General features: G+C 71.7%; 18 protein-coding genes. 6 read left to right on the forward strand and 12 right to left on the reverse strand.

What is annotated here, in order from left to right:
• Nucleotides 1-25: 25 nt before the first annotated feature.
• The 10 genes from ACYVAQ_RS12670 to ACYVAQ_RS12715 form a co-directional block, all read right to left on the reverse strand.
• Nucleotides 26-418, reverse strand: coding sequence for a carboxymuconolactone decarboxylase family protein (locus ACYVAQ_RS12670; protein WP_460790007.1), 393 nt, complete (start codon nucleotides 416-418; stop codon nucleotides 26-28).
• Nucleotides 415-1,215, reverse strand: coding sequence for an NAD(P)-dependent oxidoreductase (locus tag ACYVAQ_RS12675; RefSeq protein ID WP_460790009.1), 801 nt, complete (start codon nucleotides 1,213-1,215; stop codon nucleotides 415-417). Before ACYVAQ_RS12675 ends, ACYVAQ_RS12670 begins: the two co-directional genes overlap by 4 nt.
• Nucleotides 1,212-1,961 (reverse strand): SDR family oxidoreductase, encoded by a 750-nt coding sequence (locus tag ACYVAQ_RS12680; RefSeq protein WP_460790011.1) that lies wholly within the window; start codon nucleotides 1,959-1,961, stop codon nucleotides 1,212-1,214. Before ACYVAQ_RS12680 ends, ACYVAQ_RS12675 begins: the two co-directional genes overlap by 4 nt.
• Nucleotides 1,962-2,090: 129 nt before the next feature.
• The gene (locus ACYVAQ_RS12685) at nucleotides 2,091-3,542 is read right to left on the reverse strand and encodes an aldehyde dehydrogenase (protein WP_460790013.1); all 1,452 of its coding nucleotides are present in this window, start codon (nucleotides 3,540-3,542) and stop codon (nucleotides 2,091-2,093) included.
• The gene (locus tag ACYVAQ_RS12690) at nucleotides 3,539-4,141 is read right to left on the reverse strand and encodes a nuclear transport factor 2-like protein (protein WP_460790015.1); all 603 of its coding nucleotides are present in this window, start codon (nucleotides 4,139-4,141) and stop codon (nucleotides 3,539-3,541) included. The genes ACYVAQ_RS12685 and ACYVAQ_RS12690 overlap by 4 nt, the downstream gene beginning before the upstream one ends.
• Nucleotides 4,138-4,341, reverse strand: a complete 204-nt coding sequence (locus ACYVAQ_RS12695) for a ferredoxin (protein WP_460790017.1) — start codon at nucleotides 4,339-4,341, stop codon at nucleotides 4,138-4,140. Before ACYVAQ_RS12695 ends, ACYVAQ_RS12690 begins: the two co-directional genes overlap by 4 nt.
• Entirely contained in the window at nucleotides 4,338-5,717 is a 1,380-nt protein-coding gene (locus ACYVAQ_RS12700; RefSeq protein ID WP_460790021.1) for a cytochrome P450, read from the reverse strand. Before ACYVAQ_RS12700 ends, ACYVAQ_RS12695 begins: the two co-directional genes overlap by 4 nt.
• Nucleotides 5,714-6,493 carry an SDR family oxidoreductase gene (locus tag ACYVAQ_RS12705; protein ID WP_460790024.1) on the reverse strand — a complete coding sequence of 260 codons (780 nt, stop codon included), beginning with the start codon at nucleotides 6,491-6,493 and terminating at the stop codon, nucleotides 5,714-5,716. The genes ACYVAQ_RS12700 and ACYVAQ_RS12705 overlap by 4 nt, the downstream gene beginning before the upstream one ends.
• Nucleotides 6,490-7,734 carry a cytochrome P450 gene (locus ACYVAQ_RS12710; RefSeq protein WP_460790025.1) on the reverse strand — a complete coding sequence of 415 codons (1,245 nt, stop codon included), beginning with the start codon at nucleotides 7,732-7,734 and terminating at the stop codon, nucleotides 6,490-6,492. Before ACYVAQ_RS12710 ends, ACYVAQ_RS12705 begins: the two co-directional genes overlap by 4 nt.
• Nucleotides 7,731-8,288, reverse strand: coding sequence for a TetR/AcrR family transcriptional regulator (locus ACYVAQ_RS12715; protein WP_460790027.1), 558 nt, complete (start codon nucleotides 8,286-8,288; stop codon nucleotides 7,731-7,733). The genes ACYVAQ_RS12710 and ACYVAQ_RS12715 overlap by 4 nt, the downstream gene beginning before the upstream one ends.
• 59 nt (nucleotides 8,289-8,347) lie before the next feature.
• Here ACYVAQ_RS12715 and ACYVAQ_RS12720 point away from each other — a divergent pair, with 59 nt between their 5' ends.
• Nucleotides 8,348-9,637 carry a hypothetical protein gene (locus ACYVAQ_RS12720; RefSeq protein ID WP_460790029.1) on the forward strand — a complete coding sequence of 430 codons (1,290 nt, stop codon included), beginning with the start codon at nucleotides 8,348-8,350 and terminating at the stop codon, nucleotides 9,635-9,637.
• A 90-nt stretch (nucleotides 9,638-9,727) separates the two neighbouring features.
• On the opposite strand, the gene ACYVAQ_RS12725 is transcribed toward ACYVAQ_RS12720, so the two are convergent.
• Together ACYVAQ_RS12725 and ACYVAQ_RS12730 are read right to left on the reverse strand one after the other, a co-directional pair.
• On the reverse strand, nucleotides 9,728-10,471 hold the full coding sequence (locus tag ACYVAQ_RS12725; RefSeq protein ID WP_460790031.1) for a mechanosensitive ion channel family protein: 744 nt from the start codon (nucleotides 10,469-10,471) through the stop codon (nucleotides 9,728-9,730).
• Nucleotides 10,472-10,606: 135 nt separating this feature from the next.
• Complete coding sequence (locus ACYVAQ_RS12730) at nucleotides 10,607-11,824, reverse strand: saccharopine dehydrogenase family protein (RefSeq protein WP_460790033.1); 1,218 nt, start codon at nucleotides 11,822-11,824, stop codon at nucleotides 10,607-10,609.
• Nucleotides 11,825-11,924: 100 nt separating this feature from the next.
• Between ACYVAQ_RS12730 and ACYVAQ_RS12735 the strand changes: the two genes are divergently transcribed.
• The 5 genes from ACYVAQ_RS12735 to ACYVAQ_RS12755 all read left to right on the forward strand — a co-directional run bounded on the left by ACYVAQ_RS12735 (nucleotide 11,925) and on the right by ACYVAQ_RS12755 (nucleotide 16,260).
• Nucleotides 11,925-12,431, forward strand: coding sequence for a SigE family RNA polymerase sigma factor (locus tag ACYVAQ_RS12735; protein ID WP_460790035.1), 507 nt, complete (start codon nucleotides 11,925-11,927; stop codon nucleotides 12,429-12,431).
• A 13-nt stretch (nucleotides 12,432-12,444) separates the two neighbouring features.
• Nucleotides 12,445-14,520 (forward strand): beta-propeller domain-containing protein, encoded by a 2,076-nt coding sequence (locus ACYVAQ_RS12740; RefSeq protein ID WP_460790037.1) that lies wholly within the window; start codon nucleotides 12,445-12,447, stop codon nucleotides 14,518-14,520.
• A 68-nt stretch (nucleotides 14,521-14,588) separates the two neighbouring features.
• Complete coding sequence (locus tag ACYVAQ_RS12745) at nucleotides 14,589-14,855, forward strand: DUF2277 domain-containing protein (protein ID WP_460790039.1); 267 nt, start codon at nucleotides 14,589-14,591, stop codon at nucleotides 14,853-14,855.
• The gene (locus ACYVAQ_RS12750; RefSeq protein WP_460790041.1) at nucleotides 14,855-15,412 is read left to right on the forward strand and encodes a protein-L-isoaspartate O-methyltransferase family protein; all 558 of its coding nucleotides are present in this window, start codon (nucleotides 14,855-14,857) and stop codon (nucleotides 15,410-15,412) included. Before ACYVAQ_RS12745 ends, ACYVAQ_RS12750 begins: the two co-directional genes overlap by 1 nt.
• A gap of 20 nt (nucleotides 15,413-15,432) precedes the next feature.
• A complete protein-coding gene (locus tag ACYVAQ_RS12755) occupies nucleotides 15,433-16,260 on the forward strand; it encodes a Sir2 family NAD-dependent protein deacetylase (RefSeq protein WP_460790043.1) in 828 nt (275 codons plus the stop codon).
• Nucleotides 16,261-16,266 lie beyond the last annotated feature (6 nt).

A 16,266-nucleotide genomic window follows, 5' to 3' on the forward strand; every position in this document is an offset into this window, starting at 1 on the left:
CACCCCACCACCATGCCCCATCGACCTAGGGATCACTCCTGGTGGGCCTGTGCTGGGCCTTGCCGATGGTCTCCTCGACGAGCGAGCTGAGCCGGGCGCCGTGCGGCCAGCCGGCGTAGTGGCTGACCAGGATGACCACCTCGCGCAGCGCCTCGTCGTCGAGCTCGCCGGCCGCGAGGGCGGCGGGGACCTGGATGCCGAGGACGTCGTGCTGGTTGCTGCCGACGAGCATGCCGATGAGCAGCAGCCGGCGGTCGCGGTCGGTGAGGCCCGGGCGGTTCCAGATGTCGCCGAAGAGGTGCTCGACGGTATAGCGGAAGAAGTCGCCGTCGCCGTCGCTCATCTCGAAGCCGTAGACCTGCTCCATCTTCTCCAGACCCCGGCGGCGGATCTCCGGGAGGTCGTCGAACTTGCTCACAGCCCCAGCCCCTTGCCCAGTCGTGGCAGCGCTTCGCGCGCCAGCGGTACGTCGACCCCGAGCTCGTCCGCGAGCGCGATCGCGAACGCGAGGTCCTTCTCCCCCAACGCGCGCACGTGGTCGAAGACACCGTGCCAGAAGTCGTCCTTCTGCAGGGGTGCGGTCGTGGCGCGGTACATGATCGCGCCCGGGCCGCCAGTGATCGCGTCGGTGTGCCGGACCACCTCGCCGAGGTCGGTGAGGCTGAGGCCGGCGGCCTCGGCGAGCCGCTGCGCCTCGGTGACCGCGGTGAAGGCGACGAAGTGGATCAGGTTGCGGGCCAGCTTCATCCGGGTGCCGGCGCCGACGGGGCCGGCGTGGACGACCTTCGTGCCCATGGTGTCGAGCACCGGCTTGGCCGTGGCGAAGGTGGCTGCGTGGCCGCCGACCATGATCGCGAGCGTGCCGTCGGCCGCGCCCATCGGGCCGCCGCTGACCGGGGCGTCGAGGACGTCGTGGCCCCCGCGCGCGAGCTCCTCCGGGGTGCCGGGGGCGACGGTCGAGTGCACGACGAGGACCGTGCCGGGTCGGGCCTCCTTCGCCACGTGGCGCACCTGCTCGTCGTCGCGAACCATCACGCAGAGCACCTCGACCTCCATGTCCTCGACGGATCCTGCGGCGGTCGCCCCGGCTGCGACCAGCTCGGCGACCGGATCGCGCGCCACGTCGTACACCTGGAGGTCGGTGCCCTCTGCCTGGGCGAGCCGGAGCGCCATCGGCTTGCCGATGTTGCCGAGCCCGACGAACCCGACCCTCATAGCCGGAAGGTCTGGCCGCCGTCGACGGCCAGGATCTGGCCGGTGACCCACGACGCGTCGTCGGAGAGCAGGAAGAGCAGCGCGCCGACCATGTCGTCGACGCTGCCCATCCGCTTGAGGGCGAGGCTGGTGCGGACGATGTCCTTCGCGGCGTCGCCGGCCTGGGTGCGGGTGGCCTCGGTGTCGGTCGGGCCGGGCGCGATCGCGTTGACGCGGATGCCCTGTCCGCCGAGCTCGTGGGCGAGCTGCTGGGTGAGGCTGTTGATGCCGGCCTTGGCGAGACCGTAGAAGCCGGAGTAGAGGTACGCCGCCGTGGAGCTCTGGTTGACGATCGCTCCCCCGCCGCGCTTCGCGATCTCCGGGTACGCCGCCCGCGTCATCACGAGCGCCCCGTCGAGGTTCACGGCCATGAACCTCTTGTAGTAGTCCCAGTCCACGGAGATGAGGAGGTTGAACTCCATCGCCCCGTAGATCGCGGCGTTGTTGACGAGGTGGTCGATGCCGCCGTACGCCTCGACGGTGGTGGTGACCAGCTCTGCGGCGGACGTCGCGTCGCTGACGTCGCACGGCACGAAGAGCGCCTTCCCGCCGTCGGCCTCGATCTGCTTGACGACCTGCCGGCCGGCCGCCTCGTTGAGGTCGGCCACGACCACGCGCGCCCCCTCGGCCGCGAGCGCCTTCGCGTACGCCTCGCCGATGCCCTGGGCGGCGCCGGTCACCACCACGACCTTGTCCTTGAACCTCATGTCACGTCCTGTCACTCGTGTCGCAGGAATCCCCGGTCGACCGGTGATTCCTGCACTTGTCGGGTGTTGCAACGGCCGCCCAGCGCAGGGATCCCCGGTCGACCGGTGATTCCAACCAACCCCCGCCCCTCACGCCGGCTCGGCGATCGTCTTGGTCTCCAGGTACTCCTCGAACCCGGCGACGCCCATCTCCCGGCCGATGCCGGACTGCTTGTAGCCGCCGAAGGGGGCGTCAGGGCTGAACCAGACGCCGCCGTTGACGGCGAGGGTGCCAGTGCGGATCCGGGCCGCGACGGCCTTGGCGCGCTCGAGGTCCGCCGAGTCGACCGACCCCGAGAGCCCGTACGCCGAGTCGTTGGCGATCCGGACCGCGTCGTCTTCGCCGTCGTGCGGGATGACCACGAGCACCGGCCCGAAGATCTCCTCCTGCGCGAGCCGCGACTCGTTCGAGAGGCCGGCGACGACGGTGGGCTGCACCCAGAACCCGGGCCGGTCGATGATCGATCCGCCTGCGGCGAAGGTGCCGCCCTCCTCCTCGGCGATCGAGAAGTACGCCGCCACCCGGTCCCGCTGCGCCGCCGAGATCACCGGGCCGCAGATCGCCCCGGGGTCGGCGGGGTCCTTCGCGCCGATCGACTCCATGGTCGCGGCGGCGACGGCGACCGCCTCCTCGTAGCGGTCCCGCGGGACCACGAGCCTCGTCGTGATCGCGCAGCCCTGGCCGGCGTGGATGCAGGCGGCGAACGCCGTACCTCCCGCCACGGCGGCGACGTCGGCGTCGTCGAGGGCGATCGCAGCCGACTTGCCGCCGAGCTCGAGGAACACCTTCTTCAGCGTCGGCGCAGCGGCCGCCATGATCGCCCTCCCGACCGCGGTCGAGCCGGTGAAGGACACCATGTCGACGCGCGGGTCGGCGGAGACGACGGACGCGACCTCGTTGGACCGCGGCGTCACCACGTTGAAGACGCCGGCGGGGATGTCGGTGTGCTCGGCGACCAGCCGGCCCAGCTCGGCCGCCACCCACGGCGTGTCCGGCGCGGGCTTGAGCACGACGGTGCAGCCGGCCGCCAGCGCGGGACCGACCTTGGCCAGGTTGATCTGGGTCGGCACGTTCCACGGCGTGATCGCGGCGACGACGCCGACGGGCTCGCGCCGGACGGTACGCCGCGACGGGATGCCCATCGGCGCCGCGACGCCCAGGTCGGTCTCGAACGCGTAGGTCTCGACCAGGTCGGTGACCCACCGCAAACCCTCGACCGGTACGTCGAAACCGGCCGCGCCCATCATGAAGTCGGGCATCCCGACCTCGGCCCTGGTCAGCGCGCGGAAGTCGTCGGCGTTGGCGAGCAGCGCCTCGTGCAGCTGGCGCAGGCAGCGCACCCGCAGCTCGCGGTCGGTGGACCACGAGGACTCGTCGAAGGCCCGGCGGGCCGCGGCGATGGCTGCTTCGACGTCGTCGGCGGTGCCGTCCGGCGCCACCCCGATCTCCTGCCCGTTCGCCGGGTTGAGGATCGGGTACGTCGCGCCGTCGGAGGCCGGCACGAGCTTGCCGTCGATCAGCTGCTGGGCGGGTGCGGTCATCGCGGCGCCTCCTGGGTGACGAAGTCCCCGGCCTCGACCGGAGGCGGCCAGACCGTGCTCGGCAGGTCTTTCAGGTGGTAGTGCCCGGGCACCCCGTGACCGCTCACCGACATCCGCTTCAGCAGGGTGTCGGGCGCCTTGCCGGCCTCGATGATCTGCAGGAAGGTGTGCGCGGTCGAGGGCATGTCGAACCAGTCGCGCTGCCAGTCGATCTTGACGCCCTCGTGGGTCCGCTTGAGCCCGAACCAGGACCCGCCGAGGCCGAGGATCTCGTACTCCTTGCCCTCGTCGTCGAGGATCCCGGACCGCTGCTTCCAGAAGCCGACGACCATCGCCTTCTGCTCGTCGATGACCGTGCAGACGTAGTCGTAGTGCCAGCCGTCGAGGCCGTCCATCTCGATGCCGATGGCCCAGTCGCGGATCTGGTCGCGGCCCACCGCCATGAAGTGCTCGTCGACGGAGTACATCCAGCCGTAGGTCGCGTCCTCGGCGTACCACTCGGCCATGGGGCGCCAGTCGCCCGACGCCTCGACCTTCCGGTTGATGTCGAGCCAGGAGTCCCAGAACTCCTCGATCTCGGCACGGGTCAGCTCGGTCATTCTTCCTCCAGGGAGAGCGCGAAGGCAGGGCAGTACTTCACAGCTGCCTGTACGTCGCTGCGCACCGACTCGTCCGGGTGCTCGTCCAGCACGGTCACCACATCGGCGTCCTCGTCGAACCCGAACACGGTGGGGGCTTCGCCCTGGCAGAGCTGGTGGCCCTGGCACACGCTGGTGTCGGCGACGACCCGGTAGCTCATCGCGCTCCTCCCGTCCCCGTCCGCAGGCGGTACCGGACGCGGGCGGGCTGGGCGAGCTGGATGACCATCTTCGAGAAGTCGTCGCGGTAGTCGTCCAGCGGCTGCGCCGGCTCGAAGCTGAAGTCGCGCAGGATCACCGAGAAGATCGCCTTCATCTGCATCATCGCGAACGCGTTGCCGACGCAGCGGTGCTTGCCGGCCCCGAACGGGATCCAGGTCCAGCGGTTCTGCAGGTCCTCCTGGCGCGGGTCGATGTAGCGCCCCGGGTCGAAGGAGCCGGCCTTCGGGAAGTCCTCCTCGATCCGGTTGGACACCCGCGGCGAGGCCGCGATGAGCGCACCCGCCGGGATCGTGTGCCCGAGGAGCTCGAAGTCCTCCCGGACCAGGCGCATCAGGATGACGAGCGGCGGGTGCAGCCGCAGCGTCTCCTTGAGGGCCGACTCCAGCACCGGGATCGAGCGCAGGGCCTGGAAGGAGACCTCCGAGCCGTCGGCGTACAGCTCGTCAAGCTCCGCCACGACACTTGACATCACCTCGGGGTGCCGGAGGAGCTCGATCATCGCCCAGCTCGCCGTACCGGAAGAGGTGTGGTGGCCGGCGAACATCATCGAGATGAAGATGCCTGTGACCATGTCCGCGTCGTAGCCGACCGCGATGAGCACGTCGAGGAGATCCCTGTGCTCACGCGGGACCTCGCCGCGCGCGACCCGCTCGGAGATGATCGCCGCCACCTTGGCGACGAGCTCCTCGCGGGCCTCGTCGCGAACCCGGAAGGAGTCGATGTCGGCGTACGGGTCGACGTACGCGATCGCATCGGTGCCGAGCTCGAGCCGGTGGTAGATCTCCGCGAACGAGCCGTCGAGCTGCTCGCGGAACGGGCGCCCGATCAGGCACGACGAGGTCGTGTAGATCGTCAGCTCGGCGAAGAAGTCGAGCAGGTCGATCTCTCCCTGCTCGCCCCACGAGGCCACCATCCGGCGGATCTCCGCCTCGATCGTCTGCGCGTGCCCGCGCATCATGTCGCCGCGCAGCGCCTGGTTCTTCAGCATCTGCTGGCGCTCCTCGGGTGAGGCGTCGAAGACCACGCCCTTGCCGAAGATCGGCGTCATGAAGGGGTACGCCGCCGCCTGGTCCAGCACGTCCTCGGGTGCCCGGAAGAACGCCTCGTTGGCCGCCGCCCCGGTCACCATGACGACATCGCGATCGGCGAGCCGGAACCGGCCGATGTCCCCGCACTCCTCGCGCACCCGGTGGAACAGCCCGATCGGGTCGACCCGCATCTCCGGCAGGTGGCCGGTGCCCTTGATGATCGCGGGCACGGAGGCGTCCTGGTCGTCCAGGACGACCGACACCTCGGGGATCTGGTCGAGGCTCATGCTCCTCCTCCGATCGGGGCCTCGGGGTTCACGTCGACGGGGCTGATGTGGACACCCCGCGGCGCCGAGACGACGGTGGCGATGGCGTCCGCGATCGCGCGCGCCTTGAGGAAGTGGGAGTGCCGGGCGTGGCCCCACTTGACCCACTCGGTGAGGACCTTCGCGCCGGCCTCGGCATCCCAGTCCGAGCCCATCTCGGACCACGTCGGACCGGGGCGTACGACGGATGCCCGCACCCCGCTGCCCTCGAGCTCCATCTGCAGCGCCTCCACGAGCCCCTCGAGGCCGGACTTGGTGGCGCTGTAGCCGCGCATGAACGGCCGCGCCCGCAGCGCGGTGTCGGAGGAGACGAAGACCAGGTCGCCGCGCTGGCGCTCGATCATCCCCGGCCCGAACCCCTTGACCAGCCGGTGCGCACCGAGCACGTTGACGTCGAACTCGGCCGCGAGCTGCTCGGTCGTGGCCTCGACGATCGCGCCGGGCGCGAGCAGGCCCGCGTTGCAGATCACGACCTCGATCTCGCCCAGCTGGGCGGTCACCGCGGTCGCGAACTTCTCGACCGAGTCGGTGGAGGACACGTCGAGCTCGTGCACGACGACCTCGCCGCCGGCCGCCCGGATCCGCGCGGCGAGCTCCTCGAGCCGGTCGACCCGGCGAGCACCGAGAGCGACGGGGAAGCCCGCCTCGGCCAGTGCCCGGGCGGTCTCGGCGCCGATGCCCGAGGACGCGCCCGCGATCACGGCGGGGCGACGGTCGGGGTGGACGGGCTTGGTCATCGGACGCTCACCCGCATCGGCATCTGCGCGAAGCCGCGCACGTTGGCCGAGTAGAAGCGCACCGACCGGTCGTGGTCGACCTCCACGTGGTCGACCGCCGCGACCAGGCTCTGCAGGGCGATCCTCGCCTCGAGCCGGGCCAGGTTCGCACCGAGGCAGAAGTGGCGGCCTCCGCCGAAGCTGACGAGGCGATCCAGCTCCTCGGCGGGCCGGTCCAGGTCGAAGGTGTCCGGGTCGGTGAAGACCGACTCGTCGTGGTTGGCCGCCCCGATGAGCAGCACGATCTTGGCGCCGGCGGGCGCGGTCACGTCGCCTCGGGTCAGGTCGCGCCGCAGCTGCCGCGCGAGGATCTGGGTCGAGCCGTCGTACCGCAGCGTCTCCTCGACCCACGGCCCCACGAGACCGGCGTCGCCGGCACCGCCGAACACCCGCTCGACGTACGACGGGACCCGGCTCAGGTTCGCGAGCGCGTTGCCCAGCAGCTTGGTGGTCGTCTCGTTGCCCGCCACCACGGTCAGGAACAGGAAGGCGATGATCTCCTCCTGCGTCATCTGGTTGCCCTCGTCCTCGACGTGCAGCAACGCGCTGGTGAGGTCCTCGCCGGGGTTGCGGCGCTTCTCGGCGAGCAGCTCGTCGTAGTAGCCGAAGAGCCGGCCGGCCGCCTCCACCCCGGCCGCTGGCACGTCGCGCAGACCGTGCTCGCGGTGGACGAGCAGGTCGGCGAGGCGGCGTACCTCGTCCCGGTCCGACTCCGGCACGCCGAGCATCTCGGAGATGACGTCCATCGGCACCTTGCCGGCGAAGTCCTTGATCCAGCAGAACTCCTCGCCGCTGCGCGCCCTCTCCAGGCACGCGGCGAGGTAGTGGTCGGTGATGCGCTGGATGTCCGGCCCCAGCTCGCGCACGCGGCGCGGGGTGAACCCCTTCGAGACCAGGCGGCGCAGCCGGGTCGTCTCCGGCGGGTCCATCGCGAGGAACGACATCACCCGGCGCGCGTCCGGCGACCAGGCGCTCGCGTCGAGCGTCACCCCCATCGCGTTGCTGAAGGTGTCGTCGTCGCGGACTCCCGCGTGCACGTCGTCGTACCGGCTCAGCACCCAGAAGTCGTGCTCGGTGTTGTGGTGCAGCGGCTCCTCGAGCCGGAGCCGGCGGTACGTCGGGTACGGGTCGTCCTGGAGCGCGTAGTCGTACGGGTCGAACACCAGAGCCGTTCCGGTGGTCGAGCCTGTCGAAACCGTCATGCGTTGCCCCTCAGGATCGTGGCGACGACGGCGTCCATCCGCTCGCGCATCGCCGGGTAGGTCAGCAGGCCCATGCCCACCTGCAGCAGGGCGCCGGTGAAGGCGAGGATCAGCGCGTCGAGCGCGACGGGGTCCACCCCGGGCCCGGTCGCGGCCTCGAAGCGCCGGACGAGCTCGGCGCCGATCTCGAGCCGCAGCTCGGCGACCCCGTCATCGCTGCCGAGCAGGGCACTGGTCGCCCCGGCCGAGAGCCGCGGCTGCAGCGCGAGCGTGTCGACGAGCTGGCGGGTGAGCGCCTGGACCCGGACGACGGCGTCGGACGCGGAGGTGTCGGCCTCCGGCTGCTCGACCAGGTGGGCGAGGAAGAGCTGCGCGATCAGGTGCTGCTTGGACGCGATGTAGGTGTACGCCGTCGCCGGCGACACCCCCGCCCGCTCGGCCACCTGACGCACGGTGAGCGCCTCGTGGCCGACCTCGTCGAGGTGCGCGCCGCCGGCCTCGAGCAGCCTGCGCACGGTCTCGGCCTGGCGCGGCCCGAGGTCGAGGCCCCGCATACGAAGAACTTCACTGGACACCTGTCCAACTTAGAACGAGTTCTAGTAATCTGGCAAGCATGTCGACCGAGGATCCGCGTCACATCCCCCGCAGCATCCCCAGCAGCTACGCCCGGCTGAGCCGCGAGGAGCTGGCTGTCGTCGTACCGGAGCTGCTGCTGATCGGACAGCTCATCGACCGGTCCGGGATGGCCTGGTGCATCTCGGCCTTCGGGCGTGAGGAGATGGCGCGGATCGCGATCGAGGAGTGGGCGGCGGCCTCGCCGATCTACACCCGTCGGATGCAGGCCGCGCTCGGCTACGCGCCCGAGGTCCCCGGCCGGGGCGACGTCGTCACGATCTTCAAGGGCCTGCAGCTCGACATCGGCGCACCGCCCCAGTTCATGGACTTCCGGTACGTCGTCCACGACCGCCACCACGGCGAGTTCCGGCTCGACCACTGCGGCGCGCTGATGGACGTGGAGCCGATGGGCGAGGACTACGTGCGCTCGATGTGTCACGACATCGAGGACCCGACCTTCGACGCGACTGCCGTGGCGAGCAACCCGCGCGCGCAAGTGCGGCCGATCCACCGGCCGCCGCGCGCCCCTGGCGCGACGGGTCCGCACTGCGCGTGGACCGTCGTCATCGACGAGTCTCACCCGCCGGTCGCGGGCATCCCGGCCCTGGCTGTGAACGAGCGCTCCGCGGCCGCCACCCTCGAGCTCACCCCCATCGATCCCGCCGACGAGGGCGCGTCCGACTACGCCGGGCCCCTGCTCTCCGACGTCGACTTCGCGGCGTTCTCGCACTCCGCGCTGGTCCGGATCGCCGACGAGGTCTGCCTGCAGATGCACCTGCTCGACCGTGGCTTCGCGATGGCGGTGGCCGCCCGCGCGACCTCGCCCGACCAAGCCCTCGAGATCCGCCGCCAGCAGCTGACCGGCGTGGCCGGGATCGCAGCGGAGCGGCTGGCCCGCGCGCTCGCGATCAGCCCCGACGAGGACGGCGCCCGCCGGCTGCTCGGCCTGCACCCGCTGCTCAACCCGTTCGCCTACGTCGAGCCGCGCGAGCTGACCACGGCCATCGCCCTGCCCGGCCGCTCCCCCGCCGAGGACGACGAGGCGTGGATCTCGCTGTGCGGGCCGTCGTACCCCGACGCGCTGCGGGCGATCACCCGCGCCCTCGACCCGCACCTCGACGTCGAGGTCACCGGGGTCGCGGACGTGCTGGGCGGCGGCTGGTTCGTCGACGTCGTACGCCGTCCCGAGCCGCTCGCCGAGGACCCGACCGTCGCGGTCACCCGGTTCAGCACCGGCGCCGCCTTCGTCTTCGAACCCCGCCGCTCGCTGCCGATCACCCCCGCCTGACCCGCGAAAGAAGCCTCCCGGCCCGCCGAATGAACACGTGTGGCCCGCCGAGATCGCGATCTCGACGGGCCACACGTGTTCATTCGGCGATCAGACCGACGGCGCCGGCGGCGTCGGGGGTACGTCGGCCGCCCGGGTGCCGTTGCCCTTGGTGTCGGCCGCGAGCTGGGTCAGCCAGCCCTCCCAGCGGGTGCGCATCGGGACGATCAGACCGCCGCCCACGCCGACCACGAGGATGCCGCCGATGGTCGCCAGCACCGCGATCAGGACGGGCAACGTGACCGAGAGGCCGATCCCGACCTGGTTGAGCGCGGCGATGACGCCGAGGGCGATGATGAAGATCCCGGCGATCTTCGCGAGGAGGCCGCCGTACGAGACTCCGCCCAGGGTCGCGCCCAGGATGTCGCGCACCGCGTTCGCGACCGCGCCCGCGATGACCACGATCACGATGGCGACCAGCGCCTTGGGCAACCAGTTGAGGATGTCGTCGACGATCCGGCTGACCGGGTTGGTCGGCCCGAACGCACTGAGCGCGAGCTGCAGCGCGATGAGCAGGACGAAGTAGTAGATCAGCTTGGTGATCAGGTCGATCGGCTTGATCTGCGCCGCGGCGAGGGCCTGGTCGGCACCGGCCTTGGAGAGCAGCGTCGTGAAGCCCAGGCGCTGCAGCAGCATGCCCAGCCCCTTCGCAACGGCCTTGGCGATGATCCAGCCGATGAAGAGGACGACGAGGAACACGATCAGCTTCGGGACGAAGTTGAGCACGTTCGTCAGGTTGTCGCTGAAGATGCCGCTCCAGTCGATGGAGAGGGGTGAGATGGACGGAGTTGTCATGAGGTTCTGCCTTCCCGAGATGGAGACAACCACTTACCGGAGCAACGCTCGAACCCCTCTCGGGGTCATGCTCCGACTCTCACGGTAGCCACATCGAAGGCCCTCGCGCGCCCCTCCGGCGCGTCGTACGGACGCTCAGCGCACCTCGAAGGTGATCCCAGCGTCGATGAGCCGAGCGAGGAGCGCGTCCCCCATCGCGGCCGCCGTCGTCACCTGGCCGGCGGTCTCCGGGAGGTCGTCGAGCGCCAGGCAGAGCGCTGACTCCGCGATCATCTTGGCGGTCTCGGTGTAGCCGGGGTCGCCTCCCGAGACGCGCGTCCGGACCGTGACCGGCTCGCCGGACGCGGGCTGCGTGGAGGCCACGAAGTCGACGGTGAACCACGACTTCTCGCGACGGGCGTCGCTCGGCCCGCTGCCCTGCGGCACCCGCCGCTTGAGGAACTCCCGCACCGGCGGCACCTGGGCCGCGACGGCCAGCGCGCTCACCCCGGCCGCGCCGCCGGCGGCGTAGTGCAGCGTCTTGGTGCCGGCGAAGTGCGAGTAGCCGAAGTCCGGTCCGTACGCCGGCAGCGCGGCCCCGCTGCGCGCGATCACGAACGGGTCGATGGTCGGCATCGGCAGCAGCCAGTAGCCGAGCACGCCGTCGCGACCGGGCTTGCCGGCGATCGCGCGCGAGCGGCGGCCCTCCGGCCGCCCCTCGATCCGGCGCCGGGCCTGGAGCGCGTCGCGCATCTGCTTGGCCCGCGAGAACGCGGTCATCGCCGAGTGGAAGGTGCCGCCGGAGAAGCCCGCACCCGCCCGCACCACGCCGCGCATCCGCACCGGGTCGACGATCGGGCCGCCGGTCGCGTCCTCCAGCGCCCGGATCGTGAAGTAGGCACCGAGGTCGTGCGGGATCGAGTCGAAGCCGCACGCGTGCACGATGCGGGCACCGGTCTTCTCGGCGGTCGCGTGGTGGGCGACGTACATCTTGTCGACGAACTCGGGCTCACCGGTGAGGTCGACGTAGTCGGTACCGGCCGCCGCGCACGCCGCGACCAGCGGGCCACCGTGCTGCAGGTACGGCCCGACGGTCGTGGCGATCACCTTGGTCTGCGCCGCGACCTCGGCGAGGCCCGCCTCGTCGGAGGCGTCCACGACCAGCAGCGGCAGGTCGGCGAGCGGCGGGTCGATCCCGGTGAGCCGCTCGCGCACGGACTCCAGCTTGGCCTTCGACCGGCCGGCCAGCGCCCAGCGCAGCCCCTCGGGGGCGTGGGCCGCGAGGTAGTCGGCGGTGAGGCCGCCGGTGAACCCGGTGGCACCGAACAGGACGACGTCGTAGGACCGCGAAGCGCGGTCAGCGGCAGCAGCCATGGGAAGAATCGTGGCACTTCCTCGGTGACGACGGAACCGCGGTCCGGGGTCGCTCCGTCGTAGGGGTGGAAGGCACGGCGAACAGGAGCACCGGCGACCCATGGAGATCGAGGACGAGGCGGCCTACACGGCGTACGTCGAGAAGGCCTGGCCGACGCTCGTGCGCGCGGCCGTCTTCCTCGGCGCCGGCGTGCACGAGGCCGAGGAGCTCGCCCAGCAGACGCTCGTGCGCTGCTACGGGGCCTGGGACCGGGTGAGCGCCGCCGACAACCGGGACGCCTACGTCTACCGGATGCTGCTCAACTGCCTGCGCGACCAGCGCCGCAGCCGGTGGTGGAAGGACCGGCGCGACGTCGCGACCGAACGCCTCGACGTGCCCGCACCCGACCGCACCGAGGCCGTCGCCACCGCCGACGCGGTCCACCGGGCCCTGGCCGGGCTGACCAAGCCGGCCCGCGACGTGGTGGTGCTGCGCTACTTCGTCGAGCTCTCCGAGGCCCAGACCGCCCAGGCCCTGGGCATCCCCGCCGGCACCGTCAAGAGCCGGCTCTCGCGCGCGCTGACCCAGCTCGCCGCCGACGACCACCTCCTCTCCTTCAAGGCCTAGTGAAGGCACCGCCATGACCGATCTCGAGAACCTCTGGGACGACCTCCCCGTCGGCCCCGCGCCGACCGACGCGATCCTGCGCGCGGCCCGCCGCGCCGAGCTGCAGCAGCAGGCGGCCGACGACGCCGCCGCTGCCGACGTACGACGCGCGCGCCGGCGCCGCCTCGCCGGCCGGCCGCTGGTCGCGGCCGGCGCCCTCACCGGCCTCGCCGCCGCGTTCGTGGTGGGGGCGAACGTCGGCGGCGGGGGTCTCGGGACGCACTCCGGCGGGGCGGGCCAGCCCGCGCCCGCGGCGTTCCAGGCCGACCTCAAGCCCGCTGCGTCCTGCGACGCGCTGCTCGCCAGCTACGTGCAGCGCGGCCTGAAGCTGGTCGGGGCGTACGGGTGGCAGCCGCCGTACCAGTACTACGACTACATCCGCGGACCCGTGCCGGTCGACGGCGACCTGCCTCTCCCTGGTCTGGGTCATGGCTCCATGCCGCTCGAGGCCAGCCTCCGCGCCCAGAACGGCACCTTCGACTCCGCCGCCAAGACGATCCGGCAGAACAGCAGCGCGACCGGCACCAACGTCCAGGAGGACGGCGTCGACGAGCCCGACACCGTCAAGACCGACGGGAGGATCCTGGCCCAGGTCCACGACGACGAGCTGTGGCTGTACGACGTCGCGAGCCACCGGGTCACCCGGCTCTCCTCGATGCCCGTCGACTCGGTCGACAACCCGGAGCTGCTGCTGGCCGGGCACACCCTCGTGGTCCTCGGCGGCGACGCCGACGCCCAGCGCCCGGCCGACACCACGCGCGTCCTGACCGTCGACATCTCGGACCCGCACAACCCGAAGCAGACCGACGACATCGCCTACTCGGCCGCTCTCGACTCGGCCCGCCAGCACGGCACCTCGATCCGGCTGGTCCTCGACACGGGCCTGCCGCAGCTCGGCTTCGTCCAGCCGCACAGGGGGCTGAGCTACCCGGAGGCGCTCCGCCGCAACCGCGCCATCGTGCGGAAGTCGACGATCGGCGACTGGATCCCGACGATCGCCGCGAACGGCGCCACCCCGAAGCAGCTCGTCGACTGCACGAGCATCGCGATCCCGAACCCCAAGGTCGGTCTCGACACCGTCGGTGTCGTCGGCTTCGACGCGAGCACCCCGACCGACGTCAACGCGATCGGCCTGGCCGGCGCCACCGACATCGCCTACGAGTCGACGGACAACCTCTACCTGGTGGCCAGCCCGTCGTCGTACTTCCCCGAGTGCGGTCCGCTCGTGGACTGCGCCTACAGCGCCGGCTACAAGGCCCGCGGGCTCACCACCGGCGGCACCAGCTACGTCTTCGACTTCGCCCTCAACGGCGACCGCGCGGTCCACGTCGCGTCCGGCGAGGTCGAGGGACGCATCGACGACCGGTGGGCGATGGACGAGGTCCGCGGCGTGCTCCGGGTCGCCGTCTCCCCCACCTCCGAGACCGGGCCGTTCAACTCGATCCTCACCCTGCACAAGCTCGGCCAGGACCTGGTGCCGCTGGGCCGGATCGACCACCTCGGGCACAACGAGGACATCAAGGCGGTGCGCTGGTTCGACGACCTCGCGGTCCTGGTGACCTACCGCCAGGTCGACCCGATGTACGCCGTCGACCTGTCCCACCCCGCGCACCCGGCCCTGCTCAGCAAGCTGCGGATCCCCGGCTACTCCAGCTACCTGCACCCGCTCGGCGCGCGCCGGATGATCGGCGTCGGCACAGGCCCCGGCGGCAACACCCAGATCGGCCTGTTCGACACCGAGCACCTGCGCCACCTGACCCGGATCGACGCCATCCGGTTCCGCCGCACCGATCCTCTCGCCGCGCAGGACCCGCGCGCCTTCACCTGGGTGCAGCAGTCCCGCACCGCCCTCACCGTCCTCGAGCGGTGGTCGGGCACCCGGATCGGCTACCTGGCCTCGGTCGCCGTGCGCGACGGCAAGCTGATCAAGCACCTCACCCAGGTGGAGTACGGCGCCGACGTGGCCCAGGTGCGCGCCGTACCCCTCGGCGACGGGCGGGTCGTGCTGGTCACCGGGAACGGCGCCCGCTTCCTCTCGCTGACGCCGTAGTCGTCGGTCGAGTAGCGCCCGCGAGGAACGAGCGAGCGCGTATCGAGACCTCGACCTACCCTGGGAGCATGTGCCGCAACATCAGGCCGCTGAACAACTTCGAGCCCCCGGCCACGTCCGACGAGGTCACCGCCGCCGCGCTGCAGTTCGTGCGCAAGGTCAGCGGCACGACCAAGCCGAGCCAGGCCAACCAGGAGGTCTTCGACCGCGCCGTGGCCGAGATCGCGCACATCACCCAGCACCTCCTCGAGGACCTGGTCACCACGGCCCCGCCGAAGAACCGCGAGGTCGAGGCGGAGAAGGCCCGAGAGCGCGCGCGGTTGCGCTACGGCTGATGTCCGACCGGGTCGCGGCCGCCCTCGTGGCCGTGCCGCGCGTCCGGTTCCTCCCGCCCGAGCAGCAGCGGTACGCCGGACGCGACGCTCCGCTGCCGATCGGGTACGGCGCGACGAACAGCCAGCCCAGCACCGTGCGCGCCATGCTCGAGCTGCTCGACGCCCGTCCCGGTGACCGCGTGCTCGACGTCGGCGCCGGCTCCGGCTGGACCACGGCCCTGCTGGCCCGGCTGGTGGCGCCCGACGGCACCGTGGTGGGTGTGGAGCTGGTGCCCGAGCTGGCGGATTCCTGCCGCGCCCGCCTCGCGAGCGAGCCGCGGGTGGTCGTCCACCGGGCCCGGCCCGGCGTGCTGGGCTGGCCCGAGGCAGCGCCGTACGACCGGATCCTGGTGTCGGCCGACGCGCCCACCCTCCCCGACGACCTCGTCGACCAGCTCGCCCCGGACGGCGTGATGGTGGTCCCGGTCGCCGGCGAGATGCGGCGGGTCACCCGCACCGACGAGGGCTATGAGGTCGAGGCACACGGCCGCTACGTCTTCGTTCCGCTCCTCCGATGAGTCGACCTAGACTCGCCGTCGTGGATGCCGCGCTCGACCTCCTGGCCGACCGCCGCCTCGTCGTGCTCACCGGTGCCGGTCTCAGCACCGACTCCGGCATCCCGGACTACCGCGGCCCGGACGCGCCGGCGCGGATGCCGATGACCTACCAGGAGTTCGTGTCCGGCCCGCAGGCGCAGCAGCGGTACTGGGCGCGCAGCCACCTCGGCTGGTCCCGGATGCGGCACGCGGAGCCGAACGCCGGGCACCGTGCGGTCGCCCGGCTCGGCCCCGACCTCGTCATCACCCAGAACGTGGACGGCCTGCACGAGCGCGCCGGCACCCCGCGGCTGGTCGCGCTGCACGGTCGGATCGCGGACGTGATCTGCCTGGGCTGCGGTCGGGTCACGCCGCGCGCCGAGCTGCAGCAGCGGCTCACCGACGCCAACCCGGGCTGGGCGGAGCGGCACACCGATGTCGCCGTCCGGCCCGACGGCGATGTCGCGCTCGAGGAGACCGACGGCTTCGTCGTACCCGCCTGCGAGGTGTGCGGCGGAGCGCTGAAGCCCGACGTGGTGTTCTTCGGCGAGAACGTCCCGAAGCCCCGGGTGGCACGCTGCTACGCGGCGGTCGACGCGCTCACGCCGCAGGACGGCGCGCTGCTCGTCGCCGGGTCGAGCCTGACGGTGATGAGCGGTCTCCGTTTCGTACGCCGGGCGGCGCGGCTCGGCGTACCGGTCGTGATCGTCAACCGCGGCGCCACCCGCGGCGACGACCAGGCGACCGTCCGCCTCGACACCGGGACCAGCGAGTGGCTGCCGCTGCTGGCCGGGCTGCGCAGCGAGAACCAGGACCTTCTGCCCGCTTGATGCGGG

The sequence above is a fragment of the Nocardioides maradonensis genome, assembly GCF_054777115.1.